The following is a 21,577-nucleotide window of genomic DNA, read 5'->3' on the forward strand; positions in this document are numbered from 1 at the left end:
GATGAACACCCCAGAACGTACTGACCAGCTACGGCGGGCATTAGTCGCCCTAAAGGAACTCCGCACCAAGCTTGATGCCATTGAACAGGATCGGCAAGAAGCGATCGCTATTGTTGGTATGGGATGCCGATTTCCCGGAGGAGTTAACAACCTCGAAACCTATTGGCAATTATTGAGCCAAGGTATTGATGCTAGCCGGGAAATTCCGAGCGATCGCTGGTCGGTCGATAGCTACTATACGCCTCATCCTGACACTCCTGGTAAAATGTACACCCGTCGGGGTAGCTTTATCGACCAAGTTGATGGCTTTGATGCCGATTTCTTTGGGATTGCGCCGCGAGAAGCAGTCAGTATAGACCCGCAACAGCGATTGTTGTTGGAAGTTGCTTGGGAAGCCTTAGAAAATGCCGGACAAAGTACGGAGAAATTAGAAGGTAGTGCCACTGGCGTATTTATTGGCATTTCCACCAACGACTACGCCCGTTTCCACATCAATAGCGGCGACCCTAATCGCATTGATGCTTACTCATTCATTGGTTGCACTCCCAGCGTAGTTTCTGGTCGTTTGTCTTACGTTTTTGGGTTGCAGGGGCCAAGCCTCACCATCGATACAGCTTGTTCATCTTCCCTCACAGCCATTCACCTAGCTTGTGAAAGCTTACGCAAACGCGAGTGTAATTTGGCTTTGGCTGGTGGTGTCAACTTGATGCTGGCTCCAGAAACCACGATTTATTTTTGTCAGGTGAAAGCCTTAGCAGCAGACGGTCGTTGCAAAACCTTTGATGCTGCTGCCGATGGCTACGGACGAGGAGAAGGCTGTGGTGTCGTCGTCCTCAAGCGTTTGCGGGATGCTTTAGCAGATGGCGATCGCATTCTTGGTTTGATTCGCGGTTCCGCTGTCAATCAAGACGGACGCAGCAACGGTATGACTGCCCCCAACGGCTCGGCTCAACAAGCAGTGATTCGCCAAGCATTAGCGGCGGCGGCAGTACAACCCCAGGAAATTGGTTATGTGGAAGCCCACGGTACGGGAACCGTCTTAGGCGACCCCATAGAGATTCGTGCTTTAGGATCGGTACTTTGTGCTGACAGGAGTCAAGATAATGCATTAATTGTTGGTTCTGTCAAGACAAATATCGGACATTTAGAGGCCGCTGCTGGGATTGCTGGAATTATAAAAGTAGTTCTGGCTTTACAGCATCGACAAATTCCACCACACCTACATTTCAAACAAGCAAATCCGCATATCGATTGGCAGGAATTACCATTAGTTATTCCGACTCAGCTTACTCCCTGGACTTCAGAGCGACTGCTGGCTGGGGTTAGCTCCTTTGGGATGAGTGGGACTAATGCTCATGTGGTTTTGGAAGGAGTATCGGTTGAAGAGGACAAGGGGACAAGGGGACAAGGGGACAAGGGGAATGATGAAAGCGATCGCGTTTATCTTTTACCTTTGTCTGCTAAAAGCCCGGAGGCTCTGAAAGAAATAGCTAAAGCATACCGAGAATTGTTATCAGGTTCGCTACAGCTTGAGGATATTTGTTATACAGCTAGTTTGCGGCGGGTTCATTACGAATATCGTTTGGGGTTGGTGGGAAATTCGGCGGAAGAATTAGCGAATCAACTTCATGATTTTATCGAAGATATTCCCAATTCTATTGTTAATTGGGGATATCAAGGTTCTAGCCGTCGCCAGCAAGTTGCCTTTGTGTTTTCTGGACAGGGTTCTCAATGGCTGGGTATGGGGCAAGAACTATTGACGCAGGAACCTGTATTTCGGGAGGCTTTGGAGGAGTGCGATCGCATCATCCAATCTTATACTTCTTGGTCGCTGATTGCCGAACTGTCAGCACCGCCAGAGAAATCCCGTTTGGATGAAACGGAAATTGCTCAACCTGCGATTTTATCTCTGCAAGTGGCACTGGTGGCGCTGTGGCAGGCTTGGGGTGTGGAACCGAGTGCAGTTGTAGGTCACAGCGTCGGCGAAATTACAGCTGCTTACGTGGCGGGTGTGTTGACTTTGACAGATGCTTTGTGGATTGTGGTGCAACGTGCCAAACTGATGCAGCAAGCAACAGGGTACGGCAAAATGGCAATGCTGCATTTGCCAGAGAAAGCAGTGGCAGAACTGATTGCACCCTATCAAGACAAAATAGCGATCGCAGCTATCAACAGTCCTTCTTCAACAGTCATCTCCGGTGCAGCTGAGGCAATTGAAATTATCCTAGAAAAAGTCGAACAGCAAGGGATATTCTGTCGCCGCCTACCAGTGAATTACGCTTTTCACTGCCCGCAGATGGATGACTACAGTCGAGAATTAGAGAAAATTATCCAAGATATTCAGCCAAAATCGCCATATTTACAGATTTTCTCCACTGTTAGTTGTCAACCAGAAGATTCCCCTCTGCCTCTTTTTGACGCTGCTTATTGGGGGCGGAATATGCGGCAATCTGTACGGTTTGCCGAGGCAATGGATAATCTTATTGAAGCTGGATACGACTTGTTTGTAGAAGTTGCTCCCCATTCTGTCCTCGCCAAAGATATGCTAGAGTGCCTCAGTCAAAAGCAGGGAACAGTCTTACCAACGATGCGGCGGGGAGATTCTACAGCCAGGTTCAGGTCATTAGCCAAACTCTACACTTTAGGACATAAAGTTAACTGGGATAACTTGTATCCCAACGGTGGCAAATTTGTACAGTTACCAACTTATCCTTGGCAACGCAAACGCTACTGGATTGAGCCAATACAGCCGAATGTTATTTCCACCACCGCTTCAGAAATTTCAGATTGGCTATATGAAATCCAATGGCAACCCCAACCATTATTAACCAAACAGCAAACCATTGCTCCTACCCATTGGTTAATTTTTAGCGATCGCTTCGGCATCGGTGAAACCCTAGAACGCATACTACAAGACCAAGGACACGCCACCACCCTAGTTTATTCTACAGATGCGTCTTGTACAGACGCGATTCATCGCCTCTCTAAAGTCTCCAACTTACAGATTGTCCATCTGTGGAGTTTGGATAACACTGAACAGTTAGGTAGCATACTAGACTTACTACAAGCCTTGGCACAGGTAGAATTACCAGCAGTCAGATTGTGGGTAGTAACCCAAGGCGCACAACTAGTAGGGGAAATTAGCAAAGAATTGGCGATCGCCACAGCACCGCTTTGGGGTATGAGTCGAGTCATAGCAATGGAGTTTAGCGAAATCTGGGGAGGCATTATAGATATAGACCCAGAAAGCACTCCAGAGGAAGCAGCTAACCTACTGGCCGCCGAACTATCTCAATCAAATACCCAAGAAAATCAACTAGCTTTTCGCCAACAGCAGCGTTATGTACCTCGACTGGCGCGGACTACCTCAACAATCACCTCACCTTTAAACCTCCAAACCGATGGTACGTACTTAATTACAGGTGGATTGGGTGCTTTGGGATTACGGGTAGCCCGTTGGTTGGTAGAAAAGGGGGCGCGTCATCTGTTATTACTCAGCCGTCGTCCTCCTGGAGAACAAGCACAAGCAGCTATTCAGGAGATGGAACAGGAGGGCGCACACATTCAGGTTGCCTTAGCAGATGTTACTAATCAAGCTGAACTTAGCACAATCCTACTAAACCTGAATTATCCCTTACGCGGCATTATCCATGCAGCAGGAGTATTAGACGATGGCATACTACTGCGACAAACTTGGGAACGATTCGCCAAAGTATTAGCTCCCAAAGTCGATGGGGCTTGGAATTTGCATCTTCTCAGCCGCGACTGTCCCTTAGATTTTTTCGTTATGTTTTCGTCGGTGGCTTCTTTAGTTGGCTCCCCAGGTCAAGGGAACTACGCCGCCGCCAATATGTATTTAGATACACTGGCTCACTATCGACGACATCAAGGCTTACCTGCTTTGAGTATCAATTGGGGGCCTTGGTCTGATGCGGGTATGGCAGCCCAATTAAATAATCGCAACCTGTGGAGTACTGAGAACGGAGTTAGTTACATTACTCCAGAACAGGGATTGCAAGCCTTAGAAGAACTCCTTAAACAAGGGAAAACTCAAGCCGGAGTCGTGCCGATCGCCTGGGATAAATTCTCTACAGCTGTGCAACTACCATTGTTGCAGCAATTTACTACCAAGGTAAGTCAATCACCATCTCAGCCCCTCTTACTACGGCAATTGGAATCTACACCAGTAAGCGATCGCCGGGAATTGTTGATGTCAGCCGTACAAGCCCAAGTCGTGAGAGTGCTGAGGTTAGATACTAGCCGCCCCATCGATGCGGAACGCCCCTTGCAAGAAATGGGTATGGATTCCTTGATGGCGGTAGAATTGCGAAATGCTCTCGGAAAGTTGGTAGATAAAACTTTACCCGCAGCTTTGATTTTTGACTATCCCAGCATCTCAAATTTGACAGAGTATTTAGGTAAAGAACTGGGGATATTTGCGACAAACGCATTACCGCCGACTGTGGAGAGTCGGGAATTATCACCTACAGAAGCAATTGCTGTTGTGGGGATGAGTTGTAGATTCCCTGGGGCAGATGATTTAGAAAGTTTCTGGCAACTCTTGTGTAATGGTACAGATGCTATTCGAGAAGTACCCCGCGATCGCTGGGATGTAGATGAATTTTACGATCCAGACTTGTCTTTCCCTGGTACGATGAATACTCGCTGGGGTGGCTTCATCAATCATGTAGACCACTTTGACCCCCAATTTTTTGGGATCTCTGCCAGCGAAGCCCGTAGCATAGACCCCCAGCAACGCCTACTCTTAGAGGTTTCCTGGGAAGCTTTGGAACACGCAGGCTATAGTTGTGACCAACTGGCGGGTAGTCAAACAGGAGTATTCACAGGTATCAGCACTTGGGATTACTTCACACTACAACTAGAGCCACCTCCACGGGGCGGTACGGGGATGGCTTTGAGTATTGCAGCTAACCGTCTTTCCTATCTCTTAGATTTACGCGGGCCAAGCATGGCAGTTGATACCGCTTGTTCTTCTTCCTTGGTTGCAGTTGATTTAGCCTGTCAAAGTTTGCGGAACGGTAAATGCGATCTGGCATTAGCAGGGGGTGTAAATATCATCCTCTCACCACTAACTACCGTTGCCTGCTCCCAAGCTGGGATGATGGCTGCTGATGGACACTGCAAAACATTTGACAAGCGAGCTGATGGTTATGTCCGGGGAGAAGGCTGTGGCGTAGTTGTACTCAAACGTTTATCCGATGCTCTCAAAGATGGCGACCATATTCTGGCTCTGGTGCGTGGTTCTGCTGTCAATCAAGATGGACGCAGCAATGGTTTAACTGCCCCTAATGGTTTAGCCCAACAAGCTGTAATTCGCCAAGCTTTACAAAATGCTGCCGTCACCCCAGACCAGATTAGCTACGTTGAAGCCCACGGTACAGGCACAGCTTTGGGTGATGCCATTGAAGTAGAATCCCTGTGGACAGTACTTAAGGAAGGTCGTACTGACAATCAGCCTTGCCGGATTAGTTCTGTGAAAACTAATATTGGTCACTTAGAAGCAGCCGCAGGGATAGCTGGTTTCATTAAACTAGTGCTGCTGTTGCATCGAGAACAGATTCCTCCTCACCTCAACTTGCAAACTATCAATCCCGTGTTGAATTTGGAGCAAACCCAGCTACAAATTCCCACCTCCTTACAACTGTGGAAACGAGGAGAGCAACCGCGATTGGCAGGAATTAGTTCTTTTGGGTTTGGTGGGACTAATGTTCATGCAATTGTGGAAGAAGCACCAACTAACAATTCAAAATTCAAAATTCAAAATTCAAAATTAATTGAGCGTCCTTTGCATCTACTCACGCTGTCAGCAAAAAGTGAATCAGCTTTGCAAAACTTGATTGGTCGTTACCACCAATATTTACAGGAAAATACAGGCGATCGCTTGGCTGATATCTGCTATACCGCTAATGTAGGACGCAGCCATTTTGCTCATCGTCTAGCATTTATAGTTAACTCTCAGGCGCAGTTACGAGACATCCTCGCTGCTTTCAACGCCGGAAAACAAACTCTTGATATACTGTACGGCAAGGTAGATACTCAACGTCAGCCAAAAGTCGCTTTTATCTTTGCTGGTGAAGGTTTCCAGTATGTTGGTATAGGTAAGCAGCTTTACGAAACCCAGCCGCAGTTTCGCCAAATTATAGAAGATTGCGATCGCCTCCTACAACCTCATCTGCAACAATCCCTACTTGCAATCCTCGAAGATGAATCACTGTTAACACAACCCCGTTACGCTCGTCCTGCTGTATTCGCCTTGGGATACGCCTTAGCCCAACTTTGGCGCAGTTGGGGCGTACAACCTAGTGCAGTCATGGGTGGCGGAGTTGGTGAGTATACCGCCGCTTGTGTGGCTGGCGTGTTCAGTCTGGAAGATGGTTTACGGTTAATTACTCAGCAGGAATCGTGGGCAGAATTCGAGCCGATTGCCAAGCAGGTGAAATTTCAAGTACCCCAAATTCCGATGGTTTCAACCTTCTATGGGCAACTGTTAGCTGCTGACTATATCCCAGACGTTGACCACTGGAGACGATGCTGGCAAGCACCAACGTTATTTAAAGGAGCAATGTTAGCCCTTACACAAAAAGGGTGCAATTTCTTCTTAGAAATTGGTTCTGACCCCAAATTATCGGAGATCCAACAGCACGGCACTTGGTTACAATCCATTAGACCTCTTGGAAAAAGCACTTTTGCAACAGGGGGGCAAAGAGTAAAGGTTAAAGGGGAAGGGAATAATACAGAACTTTTTCCCCTTTCCCCTTCCCCTTTTCCCGACTTATGCAAGAAGTCTATTGATGATTGGACAGTATTATTACATAGCCTGATTGCACTTTATATCAACGGTGTAGCAATTGATTGGCAAAGGTTTGAACAAGGATATCAGCGTCATCGTGTGGTCTTGCCGACTTATCCCTTTCAACGGAAGCGGTACTGGCTCGATCCGGCAGTTATCAGATCCTTTAGCAAAAAGGAGGAAAATTTATGCAACGAGTAGGAATCGAGAAAATTAATTTATACGCTGGGCGTTTCTGTGCTGATGCCCTGGAATTAGCTAATTTACAAGGTAAAGATTTGGATTACGTGTCTAAGCAAGTAAAAGTAAAGACACGTTCTGTAATTCCTGCCTACGAAGATACAGTCACCTTATCGGTGAATGCTGCCAAGCGGCTACTTTCCCCAGAAGATGCACGGGATATCGAACTGTTGATTGTGGCGACAGAATCGGCTGTGGATTTTGGCAAACCTGTATCTACTTGGGTACATCGGTATTGTAATTTACCTCCTAATTGCCGCAGCTTTGAACTAAAACACGCCTGCTACAGCTTGACAGCAGCCGTCAAAACCGCAGCAATGTGGCTGCAAGGAGGACTTACCCCTGGTAAAAAGGCATTAGTTATCGGCTGTGACTATAGCCGTCCCCACCTTGATGACCGTGATAATTTTATTGGCGGTGGTGCGGCTATTGCTATGCTAATTAGTACCGACCCCAAGGTATTTGAAATTGACTTGCATCCCGCAGGCTTTTGGACTGACGAAATTTCTGATACCTTCCGTCCGACTGCGAGAGTCGAAATTGGCGACAATCAAACCAGTCTTTACTCTTACTTAGACGCTTTGGAAGCCTCTTACACCCACTATGAAAAACTTGTGGGGGTAGTAGATTATGACAAAGATTTCCAAAAGCACATTTATCACACACCATTTCCGGGAATGCCCTTACAAGCACATCGGACTTTGCTGAGTTTATTTGACGTTAACGACTCGAAAATCTATGAGGAGAATTATCAAAAAAAGGTACAAGAAGGGATTTACTTCGCCCAGCAGGTAGGTAGTACCTATGGCTCATCTACTTTCTTGTGTTTGCTGAGTTTGTTACATCATGCTCAGGATTTACACGCAGGCGATCGCATTTCGATTTTTGCCTATGGTTCTGGTTGTCAAGGCGAATTTTATCACGGCACTGTCAGTCCGGGTGCAATTGAATACATCCGTTCTTTGGATATTGACCGTCATTTGCAAGAACGTTTGCCATTATCTCTGATGGAATACGAACTTTTGGAATACGCACGAGAAAAATATATTGATGCGCCTGATTATCAGCCCAAAAGAGACAGTTTCCAAGAAGCTTATGAAAAACTCTACGCCGGACAAGAACTGTTGGTATTAAAACAGGTAAAAAATTACTACAGGCAATACGAATGGAGCTAAAGTTAAAAGCAATTGAGTATCAAATAGATTCAGGAGTCGCTCACATCACATTATCAGCACCAGAAGCTGGTAATGCTTTGAACGGCGAGATGTTGGCAGAGTTTTATCAAGCTTTGCAAAATGCGATCGCCGAGCCTACCTGTCGAGTTATTGTAATTTCTAGTATGGGCGCTGACTTTTGTACAGGGATGGATTTTAACGCCATCTTTGCCAATGGTTCCCGTCCTAATTTAGCGCCACTGCAAGTCTTTCGTGATTGCCTGTTACTAATTTATAGTTCTCCTAAACCAGTCATTACCTGTGTGATAGGTAATGTTACAGGTGGTGGCGTGGGTATAGTCGCCGCCTCCGACATCGTACTCGCCGAGGAAAATGTTCTATTCATGTTGTCAGAAGTGTTGGTGGGGATGATTCCTGCTGTCATTACGCCCTTTTTATTGTGTCGTCTTTCCTCCTCCCAGGTGAAATATCTCACCGTTAGTTCTAGAGGTATTGATGGAAATGAAGCCAAAAATATGGGATTGGTGGACGAAATTGCTCATGATGGGATGAACGATACACTCAACCGCCAGATTCAACGTTTATTTTATTCCTCACCGGAAGCGATCGCCCAAAGCAAACAATATTTTGACACATTTATCGGTCAAGATTTGCGACACCAAACCGAATTCGCCATGCAACGCCTACAAAAATGGTTAGAACAACCCCAAATTACCACAGCCATCCATCAATTTAGTGAAGGCTATTCACCACCCTGGTTTCAAAAATATAGGAGGAATAACACTAATTATCCCAAATAAGCTTACAAATATAAAGCTAGATTCTGACTCTCTTAATTACGAACTACAAATTAGTATTATGTCCGAAATTGTAACTCTTTCATGTTTAGAAGATGGGATTTGTCAAATCAACTTAAACGATCCACAAAACGATAATAGACTTACAGATGAGTTAGTTGAGAAATTCTTAAAAGCATTAGCAGAATGCGCCAACACTCCGCATTTAAAGGTACTATTACTAACAGGTCTTCTTGATGTTTTTTGTGGTGGTGCTAGCTTAGATGTACTGCAAAAATTACTGCGTGGTGACACAGAAGTTAAAGACCTCTTACTACCAGCACAACTATTACGCTTTCCCGTTCCCGTAATCGCAGTAATGGAAGGACACGCGGTAGGAGGAGGATTATTAATTGCCTTATGTTGTGATGTAATTATAGCAGCAGAAGAAAGTCGCTATGGCGTGAATTTTGCTGGATTAGGATTTACCCCTGGCATGGGAACAACATCTTTACTTCCATCATTAGTTGGGCCATTATTCGCCCATGAAATGATCCTTACTGCCAAACTTTACAAAGGTAGAGAACTACAGGGAAGAGGACTATTTAATGATGTCGTTCCCAAACAACAAGTAATGGAAGTAGCGATGGATATCGCTCGCAACATTGCCGAAAAACCCAAGCATGTATTGGAAATGCTCAAAGATACTTTGGCACTCCCCCGCCAACGTGCTTTACAAGAGGCTATGTCCCGCGAACATCTAATGCATACTGTATGTTTTAATCATCCCGACACTCAATCTATTGTCAAAGATATGTATATTTCCTAACAATAACAGTAGATTTTATCGGCATTTAAGTTTAATTATTCTTTTTTGAGATTAGGAGAAAAATCATGGTGCAACAAACAGTTGAGCAACAAGTCCTGAGTGTAGTTACCAAACACATGCGCTTGAACATTGAAGGTTTAGAAAACGCAAACATCGACCCAACAAAGTCAATGCGCGATTTGGGTGCTACCAGTTTAGATGCAGTAGAGATTGCCTCAGCTTCGATGAGAGAGTTAAAAGTGAAAGTTCCTAGAACCAAACTTGGCAGTGTTAAGAACATTCAAGAACTTGTAGACTTACTTGCTGAAATCAAGATACAGCAAGGGTGAAAAGTGCTGAGATGCGATTAATCGCGTCTGTACAAGAGTTAAGAGGATGTTTTAAAAGTGGTTGACTGTGATTTTAATAGAATGATTACCCCCCTTAATCCCCCCTTATAAAGGGGGGAAACCAGAAAATAATCTAGTTTCCTCCCTTTTATAAAGGGAGGGTTAGGGTGAGGTAAAAATATTTGATACATCAATCATGACTTTTAAAACATCTTCTAAGAGTGCTGAGTCAAAATACTAGTCCCCAGTCCCCAATTGCCAGTTCCCCCTGTTATGAAGAACACTAAACAACAATACAACAAGGAAGCGTTAGCTTTGCCTGCCGTAGGCATTGCTGTTATTGGTATGGGATGCCGATTTCCTGGGGCGAAAAATCCTGCTGCTTTCTGGCAAATGCTACGGGATGGAATGAATGCTGTTACACAAGTTCCCGCCAATCGTTGGTCAGTGGATGACCTCTACGACCCTGATTTGGCGACCCCTGGAACGATGAATAGCCGTTGGGGAGGGTTTCTGGAAAATGTAGACCAGTTTGACGCTAAATTCTTCGGCATTTCTCCCGGTGAAGCCGCAAGTACAGACCCGCAGCAGCGTTTGTTACTAGAGGTAGCTTGGGAGACTTTAGAAAATGCTGGTTTAAATCCGCAGCAAGTTTCAGGAAGTCAAACCGGAGTATACATAGGCATTGGTAGCAACGATTATGCCAATGTTTGCTTTGAGGATTTGACGCAACTAAATGCTTATTTTGTGACAGGCAATGCCCTCTGTACAACAGTGAATCGCCTGTCTTACTTCTTTGGTTGGCAAGGGCCGAGTCTAGCATTAGACACTGGCTGTTCTTCATCCTTGGTTGCCATCCATCTTGCCTGTCAAAGTCTGCAAACAAGAGAAATTGACCAAGCTTTGGTAGGCGCTGTTAACCTGATTTTGTCACCCAAAGCTAACATCGCATTATCCCAAGCTTGGATGATGACATCTGATAATTGTTGCAAAAGTTTTGATGCGGGGGCTGATGGTTACGTGCGGGGTGAAGGTTGCGGTTTAGTTTTGCTCAAGCGTCTAGAAGATGCCATTAGGGACAAAGACCAGATTTTAGGGATTATCCGGGGTTCAGCCGTTAATCAAAATGGCTTTGGGAAAAACTTGACTGCACCCAATCAACTAGCACAGCAGTCAGTTATCAGTCAGGCGTTGGCGAATGCTGGAGTTGAACCACAACAAATTAGCTATATTGAAGCCCACGGAGTCGGCACACCTTTGGCTGATGTGACGGAAGCCAGCGCCCTCAAAGCAGTTTTGCGACCAGAGGGGGGTAGTCTACCGTGTTTTCTCAGTTCTGTTAAAACCAACATTGGACATTTAGAACCGGCTGCGGGAATTGCTGCTTTAATTAAAGTTTTACTGTGTTTCCAACATCAAGAAATTCCACCACACCTTCATTTTCAAACCCTAAATCCAGACATTGAGGATGATTTTCCCTTTATTATTCCCACCACAGCAAGTCCTTGGGAATTGAACGATACACCTCGTTTAGCTGGAATCAATTCCTTCGGTTTGGGGGGAACTAATGCCCATCTTGTTTTAGAAGAACCACCGGTTAATAATTCAAAATTCAAAATACCCTTCGGGAACGCCAAGGGCGAACAAAATTCAAAATTAATAGAAAGACCGTTACATCTGTTGACGCTATCAGCTAATAGTGAAAAGGCATTACGAGAATTAGCTAGTCTTTATAATACACATGTTGCTAAATCTGTCAATATTTCTCTGTCGGATATTTGCTACTCGGCGAATGTAGGTAGAGCAGCATTGAAACACCGCTTGGCTATCCCGGCGGATACATTGGAGGGCTTGCAACAAGAATTATTAGCCTTCGCCAGTGGACAAGAGCCGGGAGAATGGTTTTATGGTCAACAGAACTCTACTAAAGTTGGATTCTTGTTTACAGGACAGGGAACGCAATACGTTGATATGGGTCGTCAACTCTACGATACACAACCTGTATTTCGTGAGGTGCTGGAACATTGCGATCGCCTACTCACCCCTCATTTAAACAAATCGCTATTATCAATACTCTATCCTGAATCTGGTAGCAAACTATTACTACACGAAACCGTTTACACTCAACCTGCTTTGTTTGCCCTAGAGTTCGCCTTAGCAGAAATGTGGCGTTCCTGGGGAATTAAGGCGCATTGTGTCATGGGCTACAGCTTAGGTGAATATGTAGCTGCTTGTGTTGCAGGTGTTCTTAGCTTGGAAGATGCCTTAATTTTAGTGGCAAAGCGGGGACAACTGATGCAGCAGTTACCGCAAACTGGGGCTATGGCTTGGGTATATACCTCATTAAATAAGGTAACAGAAATCCTCTCAACCTATCAGCATCAAGTTGGTATCGCTGCCATTCATGGCCAAGAAGAAATCTTGATTGCTGGTGAAAGTCAGGCTGTGCAGCAAATTCTTCAACAGTTGAAAAGTGAGGGTATAGCTTTTCTCAAGCTGAAGATAAATCAAGCTTTTCACTCTCCAGTTGTAGAGCCAATATTGGATGCAATGGAGGAACTGGCCACCACATTCACCTATAACCCACCGCAGATAAATTGGGTTTCTAGTGTGACTGGGAAATTAGTGGAGGCGATCGCACCCCAACATTGGCGTAATCATCTACGAGATACATTACAATTTTCAACGGCAGTTGATACCCTAATTGCTCAAGGTTGTAACCTGTTCCTAGAATTAGGGCCGAGTTCGACCTTAACGGAAGCAGGTAAGCGATATCGACCCCAAAGCGAGGAAATTTGGTTATCTTCCCTGAAAGAAGGATTTGAAGATTGGCAGCAGGTATTACAAACCCTTAGTCATCTTTACATACAGGGAGTAGACATTGACTGGGCAGAATTTGACAGAGATTACCAACGCCAACGCACAGAACTGCCAACTTACCCCTTTCAGAGAAAGCGTTACTGGATAGAACCGCAGCAAAAACCTGACGTAGAGATTCAGCCACCAGAAGCGCAAAATTTCACATCTCCACTCTGGCAAAACCTTAACCTGGAGGAGGTGTCAGCTAGTCAGCGTTGGGAAAAACTACAAGCCTACGTGCAAACTGAGGTAGTAACTGTTCTAGGACTAGAACCAACAGAGAAACTCAACCCAAACGAGGGGTTTGCTACCTTGGGGATGAAATCTCTAATGGCAATTGAGTTAAAAAACCGCATTCAAACGCAACTAGGACATTCTTATTCCCTAGCCGCTACCTTGGCATTTGATTATCCCACAATTGCCACGCTCACAGAACACTTGGGTAGGGAAGTTTTGGGTTTAGATTCTTCCACAACCAACCATGAAAACCTCCCCCAATCTTGTAAAGACGCGATTAATCGCGTCTCTACTGAAGATATCGCTATTATTGGTATGGGTTGTCGCTTTCCTGGAGGCGCAAATAATCCCCAACAATTCTGGGAAATCCTCCAAAAAGGTATCGATGCAATTACAGAAATTCCCTCGCAACGCTGGAACTTAGATAATTACTTTGACTCAGAGCCAGAAACACCAGGTAAAATGTACACTCGTCACGGGGGATTTATTGCAGACATTGACCAATTTGACGCGCAATTTTTCGGTATCAGTCCCCGTGAAGCCATCAGCCTCGACCCCCAACAACGCATACTGTTAGAAGTAAGTTGGGAAGCTTTAGAAAATGCGGCTGTTGCGCCACAGAATCTTGTCGGAAGTCAGACAGGTGTGTTCATAGGGCTGATTTCCAACGAGTATATGCAACTGCAAATTCAGCACAAAAACCCAGAAACAATTGATGCTTATTACGGTACTGGCGGTATTGGTAGTGCGGCGGCAGGGAGGATATCTCATAGCTTAGGGCTGCGCGGGCCTAGCTTGGTAGTGGATACTGCTTGCTCGTCCTCGCTGGTTAGCATTCATTTAGCAGTTCAAAGCCTGCGGCGTGGAGAGTGCAATTTAGCGTTGGCGGGTGGCGTAAACCTGATACTTCTGCCGGAGACGAATATTTTCTTATCAAAATCCAAGGCTGTAGCTGCCGATGGACGCTGTAAAACCTTTGATGCTTCAGCTAATGGCTTTGTTCGCGGAGAGGGATGTGGTGTAGTTGTCCTGAAACGACTCTCTGAAGCTTTAGCTGATAATGACCCAATCTTGGCAGTAATTCGGGGTTCAGCAGTGAATCATGATGGACGTAGCAGTGGTTTTACTGTCCCCAGTACAACAGCACAACAAGAATTGTTACATCAAGCATTAGCTAACGCCAATGTAGAAGCCCAGCAGGTCAATTATATCGAAGCTCATGGGACTGGCACATCTTTGGGAGATCCGATTGAGGTTGGTGCATTAGCATCTGTACTCTGTGCAGGACGTTCTTTTGAACAGCCACTAGTAATTAGTTCCGTTAAAACTAACATTGGTCATTTGGAAGCGGCTGCTGGGGTAGCGGGTTTGATGAAGGTTGTTTTGGCTCTACAGCATCAAGAAATTCCGCCACACCTGCACTTGCAACAACCTAATCCGATGATTGCTTGGGAGCAATTGCCATTGAGTATCCCTACATCTGGGCAATCTTGGGTAGTTAAGGACTCGGCGCGAATTGCTGGGGTGAGTTCTTTTGGGATGAGTGGTACTAATGCTCATATGATTGTACAAGAAGCACCGATTACTCTTTTTGCGTCCGAAGATTACCGTTTAGGCAGCAGGGGAGCAGGGGAGCAGGGGAGCAGGGGAGCAGAAATTACAATTGAGCGTCCTTTACACTTACTCTGCCTTTCTGCTAAACATCCCAATTCTCTGCGGCAATTAGCTGAAGAATACATCGACTATTTGGGCAAGCATGGCGATATTCCTTTGGCTAATATTACCCACACTGCCCTAGTTGGACGTTCTCATTTTTCTCATCGTTTGGCTGTTGTTGCCTCATCTCATACCGAGATGCAAGCAAAGCTGGAAGAAGCAGAGTATGACTATCAAGTAGATAGTGGTAATTTCACCAGATGCGCTTTTTTATTTACTGGGCAAGGGTCGCAATATGTAGGGATGGGAAGACAACTGTATGAAACCCAACCTGGTTTTCGTTGGATATTGGATGAATGCGATCGCATTCTCCAACCCTTACTAAACAAATCCATCCTATCAGTCATCTTTGCTGACACCACAGAAAATCCACTCCTCGATCAAACCGCCTACACTCAACCAGCCTTATTTGTCCTAGAATACGCCTTGGCACAACTCTGGATTTCTTGGGGTATCCGTCCGTCTGCGGTGCTTGGTCACAGTGTCGGGGAATATGTGGCTGCTTGTGTGGCTGGTATTTTCTCCCTTGAGGACGGATTGAAATTGATTGCCCACCGCGCCCGCCTGATGCAAGCATTACCGCAAACAGGAGGTATGGCTGCGGTCTTTGCTGGTGTAGAAGTTGTAAAACCCTTGATTGCCCTCTATCCTCAACAACTGAGCATTGCTGCCTATAACGGACAGCAAAATTTAGTTATCTCAGGCGAGATGCAGGCATTAACAGTAGTTTTGCAAAAACTAGAAAGTCAAGGCATCGAAACGCGAATTTTGCAAGTATCTCATGCTTTCCACTCGCCGCTAATGGCATCAATGTTGGCAGAGTTTGAGCAAGTTGCCCAGCAAATCGCCTATCATTCCCCCAAACTGGAAATCATTTCTAATGTTAGTGGGAAGTTGATAACTAATGCAGAGATGTCTAGTGCCAGCTATTGGGTTGAGCATATCCAAGCCAGTGTTCATTTTGCTCAAGGGATGTCAGCACTTTATACCAGAGGTTACGAAGTATTTTTAGAAGTCGGTTCTCATCCTACTTTAATCGGCATGGCACGGCGAGATTGTCCAGAAGAGTTGGAAAGTGAGGGTTTATGGCTGACTTCGCTACGCAAAGGCAAAGAAGATTGGCAACAAATTTTAGAAAGTCTGAGCCAGTTATATCTCCAGGGAGTAGAAATTGATTGGCTCGGATTCGAGAACGACTATACACGAAATAAAGTAATATTACCCAACTATCCTTGGCAGCACCAACGCTACTGGTTTGAAAGCACTACCAAAAAACTAGTAGTACACTCACAATTGCATCCCCTGTTAGGACAACGCCTACATTCTCCACTCTTCAAGAGTCTAGTATTTGAGAGCGAATTCCACACAGATAACTTACCCTTTCTAGCCGAGCATCGTATCTACGGGTCGATAGTTGCACCAGGAGCATCTTATATTGCTATGTTGACCCTAGCAGGTAAGCAGATTTTCGGAACTAATGCAGTGTCTCTTCAACAGATTACGTTTCGAGAGCCTTTATTTATACCTGAAGATAGCAGCGTCAAAGTGCAATTGATTTTGCAACTGGGCAAAAATCAGAACTACACCTTTGAACTATTCAGCCTAGAAAGCGATGAACAATGGTGTCTCCATGCAACTGGTGAGTTATCTACCTTGTCTGCTACGAGAGAAACTTGGTCTTGGGCAGAAATACAGGCGCGTTGTCCTGAAAAATCGACTGGTTCGCAGGTATTTTATCAGGATGTCGGAGATGCTGGGCTAGATTTGGGTGTAAGTTTTCAATGGATTGGTGATTTCTGGCGACGAGATGGGGAAGCCATCTGTCAGATGCAACTACCACCGGGTTGTGAATCAGAGACTAAGTTATATCCATTACATCCGGGGCTGATAGATTCTTGTTTGAGACTGTTGGGAGGTACTTTACCAGCAGAGATTCGAGATGCTGATGTTTATGTACCGATTAGTTTAGGTGGCTTTCATCTCTGGCAGAATCTGGATTTGAGTCAGCCATTATGGTGTTACGCCCGCTTGCAAACCAGTAATCCAGAGGTGATAGTAGGAGATGTACAATTATTAGATGAATCTGGACAAGCGATCGCTCAATTCTCGGAACTCTGTTTAAAGCGATCGCCACAGCAAGCATTACTCAAGCAACCAAATCTCCAAGACTGGCTTTATCAAATCACTTGGCAACTCCAAGAAAGAACAATTACACAGTCATCTTTAGTAGCACAACAGCAATATTGGATACTTCTAATTGATGAAGATGGTGTAGGCGCAGAATTGGTGAAATTGTTACAGGCAGAAGGTAAATCCTGTGTGGCAGTCATCCCTGGTTCTACTTACCAATCTTTAAAAGAAGGTAAAATTTACATCAATCCAGCCGAACCCCAGCATTTCGACCAACTGCTTCAAGAAGTCTCAATTAAACCAGGAATAGCTCTCCACATTGTACATTTGTGGAGTTTGGCTACTGGAGATTTGCTAGATTCTACACAAATTCGTGTCTGTGGTAGTGTTTTACATTTAACTCAAGCCTTAGCTCGGATAAATTTCCCACTAGCTAGTAGTACGCCAAGTTCCCTTGGTGGGGTAAAGGGTAAGGGGGAAGGGGGAAAGGGTTTAAATCCCTTACCCTTTTCCCTTTCCCCTTTACCCAGCCCTCACTTAGCATTTTTGGGTTGGCAGACTGCTAGGCTGTGGTTGATTTCTAGGGGTAGCCAGTCAATTAATCTACAATCTGAAATCGCCCTGTCTCAAACACCTCTCTGGGGATTGGGGCGAGTTATAGCAACAGAATATAGCGAAGTTTTTGCAGGGCTAATTGATTTAGATCCCCAAAGTTCAACTGTAGAAGCCGCAACTCAGTTGTGGGCAGAACTTTCTCATCCAGAATTGGGCGAACAAGTCGCCTTACGGGGAAATCAGCGCTACGTCTCCCGTTTGCAACGCATTCCCAACACCATAGATTTCTCTGCTTCCTTTAACCCTTCCCTTGGGACTTACCTGATTACAGGCGGACTAGGAGGACTGGGGTTAACAGTGGCGAATTGGTTGGTTGAACGAGGTGTGCAACATTTAGTATTAGTGGGTAGGCGATCGCCATCTGATAAAGCTAAAAGTGCGATCGCATCCTGGGAAAACGCTGGCGTGCAAGTTACAGTCGCCCAAGCAGATATTACACAACTTGAACAAGTACAAACCGTACTCAACAGCATTGAACCTCAGTTTCCCTTACGAGGTGTTATCCATGCAGCCGGAATTCTAGACGATGGGATTTTACTCCAACAAACCTGGGAGCGATTTACTAGGGTAATGGCTCCGAAAGTACAGGGTGCTTGGAATCTGCATATCCTGACTCAAGATAAACCTTTGGAATTATTTGTGTTGTTCTCCTCCGTTGCTTCAGTGCTGGGAACCGCAGGACAAGCAAACTACGCAGCAGCAAACGCCTTTCTTGATGGGTTAGCCGATTATCGTCGCTCCCAAGGGCTGGCGGGATTGAGTATCAACTGGGGGGCGTGGGCGGAAGTGGGAATGGCTGCAACCTCTACGGGTTCTCCAGTGGGAGTAGAGAAAATTTTACCCCAACAAGGATTACAAATCTTGGCAGCATTGACGCATCAAGCCAATTCTGGACAAGTTGCGGTTTTACCAGTGCGCTGGTCAAAGTTTATCCTCCACTACTACACCCAAAAAGTACCGCCTTTGCTGAGTGAGTTTGTTGATTCAAGGCAAACCCAAGAGACTGCACAGCCAGTTTTAGCAGCGAAACCAGATATTTTACGACAACTCCAGGAGGCTCATCCCGCAGATATTCAGCAAATTTTATTTAATTACATCCGTGACGAAGTAGCGAAAATCTTACGGCTCAATTCATCTGAGGAACTGCAACCGCGTCAGCGTTTATTTGAAGTGGGATTAGATTCACTCATGGCAATCGAGTTGAGAAATCGCCTGCAATCAAGTCTGGAGTCTTCGTTGCCAACCACCTTGTTATTTGATTATCCCACCTTAGAAACCTTAACTAAATATCTGACTAACGATGTCTTGGATGTGAAAACTGCATCTCCATCACCAAAAAGCGATCGCCCCAACGCCGAAATCAGCGATATTCAACAGCTTTCGCAAACAGAACTAGAGCGATCGCTAGCGGCAGAATTGGACAACATTGATGAATTAATGAAAAAAATCTAATCCCAATCACCAAGATATTTAGCGACAGGGTTCAGAGCATGAATAAAATCGACACAGAACAAAACAACATTAATCAACTACAACGCGCATTGCTGGCATTAAAAGAAATGCGTGGTAAGTTGGAGGCGATCGAGCGTGCTAAAACAGAACCCATCGCTGTGATTGGGATGGCGTGTCGCTTTCCTGGGGGAGCCGATAACCCAGATGCTTTTTGGCAAATTCTCCAGCATGGTGTAGATACCATTCAGGAAATTCCCCAAGAACGTTGGGATACGGAAGCTTATTACAGCCCAAATCCTGATGCTGAGGGAAAATCCTACATTCGCTATGGTGGTTTTTTAAAAGATATCGATTTATTCGATGCCAACTTCTTTGAAATCTCTCCCAGAGAAGCCGTTAGTACAGATCCACAACAACGCTTACTACTAGAGGTAAGTTGGGAAGCCCTAGAAAATGCCGGACAGTGTATCGAACAGCTTTCGCAAACTCAAACAGGTGTATTTATTGGCGTGATGAACAATGATTACTCACGCCTCTATTCTGGTAACTCTAATAGTATTGACACTTACTTTGGTACAGGCAACAGTTTTAGTTTTATTTCCGGTCGCCTTTCCTATATTCTGGGTTTACAAGGGCCGAGCTTAGTTGTAGATACCGCTTGTTCATCATCTCTAGTATCGTTACATTTAGCCTGCCAAAGTCTGCGTTCTGGGGAATGCGACCAAGCTCTAGCAGGCGGAGTTAACCTGATATTGTCACCAGACACGAATATTTTTCTCTCCAAAATGCGCGCAGTTGCACCCGATGGACGCTGCAAATCCTTTGATGCCTTAGCGGATGGCTACACCAGGGGCGAAGGCTGCGGAGTGTTGGTACTTAAACGTTTGTCTGATGCTGTGGCGGCTGGTGACTCTATCCTCGCATTGATTAAAGGTTCAGCAGTCAATCACGACGGCCCCAGTGGTGGACTAACAGTACCTAGCGGCCCTGCACAACAAAAACTACTGCGTCAGGCTCTAGCTAACAGTAGGGTTGCACCACAGCAAGTAAGTTACATCGAAGCGCATGGTACGGGGACTCCCTTGGGCGATCCAATTGAAATTAACGCTTTAGCTTCTGTTTTGTGCGAACAACGCTCTTTTGAGGAACCTTTGGTTGTTGGTTCTGTGAAAACCAACATTGGTCATTTGGAAGCAGCTGCGGGAGTTGCGGGTGTAATCAAGGTAATATTATCGCTACAGCACCAGAAAATTCCACCTCATCTTCACCTCAAACAACCTAACCCCCATATTCCTTGGCAAGAACTACCACTAGCTATTCCTACCACAGCTAAACCGTGGCATTCTGAAAACAATACTCGAATTGCTGGAGTGAGTTCTTTTGGCTTGAGTGGTACAAATGCTCATGTGGTGATAGAAGCAGCACCTTTGGAGAAGGCAGGGGGAGCAGGGGGAGCAGGGGAGGCAGGGGGAGCAGGGGAAGCAGAGGAGCAGGGGAGCAGAGGGGAAGAAATTACAGAGCGTCCAATACATCTATTAACTCTGTCGGCCAAACATCCTCAAGCCCTACAGCAACTCGCTCAAAACTACATCAAGTACCTTTCATCTCATCCAGATATAGTCCTTGGTAACATCACCTTTACATCTCAAGTTGGCAGAACTCATTTCCCGCATCGCCTCGCCATCATCGCTGCCGACCATCAACAAATGCAACAACAGTTGCAAGCTTACCTGAATGATACCGATGATTTCAGTATCCATCACGGACATAGCAGCCAGCAAAGCAAAAAAATTGCTTTCCTCTTCACTGGACAAGGTTCACAATACCGCAATATGGGTCGGCAACTGTATGAAACTCAACCAAGTTTCCGCCAAACCCTCGACCAATGTGACACCCTACTGCAACCTCTACTAGGCGAGTCAATTTTATCGGTTATCTTCTGTGACAACTCAGAAGGCGATCGCATCAACCAAACCGCATACACCCAAGTTGCGTTATTCGTCATAGAATATGCCCTAGCCCAACTATGGCTATCCTGGGGTATTCGTCCCACAGCAGTTGTAGGTCACAGTGTCGGGGAATATGTCGCCGCTTGTATCGCTGGTATTTTTTCCTTAGAAGACGCACTGAAATTAATTGTCCAACGTGCTTCTTTGATGCAAGCCTTACCTCAAGGTGGAGGGATGGCAGCAGTATTCACCACATTGGAACAAATTACACCGTTAATTGCTGATTATCCACAACAATTGAGTATTGCAGCGATTAATGGCGAACAAAGTATTGTCTTATCTGGTGAATTGCAGGTATTAAACTTAGTACTGCAAAAATTGGAGAGCCAAGGCATTGAAACTAGAAGACTGCAAGTATCTCATGCCTTCCACTCGCCGCTAATGGCATCAATGTTGGCA

The 21,577-nt window shown here is 45.4% G+C and carries 7 protein-coding genes; all 7 read left to right on the plus strand.

What is annotated here, in order from left to right; all coding sequences use genetic code 11:
• Window position 1: 1 nt before the first annotated feature.
• A complete protein-coding gene (locus tag RMZ41_RS13705; protein WP_322642355.1) occupies window positions 2-7,012 on the plus strand; it encodes a type I polyketide synthase in 7,011 nt (2,336 codons plus the stop codon).
• Window positions 7,000-8,226, plus strand: coding sequence for a hydroxymethylglutaryl-CoA synthase family protein (locus tag RMZ41_RS13710; protein WP_322642356.1), 1,227 nt, complete (start codon window positions 7,000-7,002; stop codon window positions 8,224-8,226). The genes RMZ41_RS13705 and RMZ41_RS13710 overlap by 13 nt, the downstream gene beginning before the upstream one ends.
• Entirely contained in the window at window positions 8,217-9,026 is an 810-nt protein-coding gene (locus RMZ41_RS13715) for an enoyl-CoA hydratase/isomerase family protein (RefSeq protein WP_322642357.1), read from the plus strand. The genes RMZ41_RS13710 and RMZ41_RS13715 overlap by 10 nt, the downstream gene beginning before the upstream one ends.
• Window positions 9,027-9,084: 58 nt before the next feature.
• Entirely contained in the window at window positions 9,085-9,831 is a 747-nt protein-coding gene (locus RMZ41_RS13720; RefSeq protein ID WP_322642358.1) for a polyketide synthase, read from the plus strand.
• A 65-nt stretch (window positions 9,832-9,896) separates the two neighbouring features.
• Window positions 9,897-10,160 (plus strand): phosphopantetheine-binding protein, encoded by a 264-nt coding sequence (locus RMZ41_RS13725; RefSeq protein WP_322642359.1) that lies wholly within the window; start codon window positions 9,897-9,899, stop codon window positions 10,158-10,160.
• A gap of 273 nt (window positions 10,161-10,433) precedes the next feature.
• Window positions 10,434-19,169, plus strand: coding sequence for an SDR family NAD(P)-dependent oxidoreductase (locus RMZ41_RS13730; protein WP_322642360.1), 8,736 nt, complete (start codon window positions 10,434-10,436; stop codon window positions 19,167-19,169).
• A gap of 38 nt (window positions 19,170-19,207) precedes the next feature.
• Window positions 19,208-21,577 (plus strand): type I polyketide synthase (locus tag RMZ41_RS13735; RefSeq protein ID WP_409875290.1); only part of this gene is annotated, 2,370 nt, incomplete at its 3' end.

The sequence above is a fragment of the Nostoc sp. DedVER02 genome (genome assembly GCF_034530675.2).
Classification (GTDB): domain Bacteria; phylum Cyanobacteriota; class Cyanobacteriia; order Cyanobacteriales; family Nostocaceae; genus Nostoc.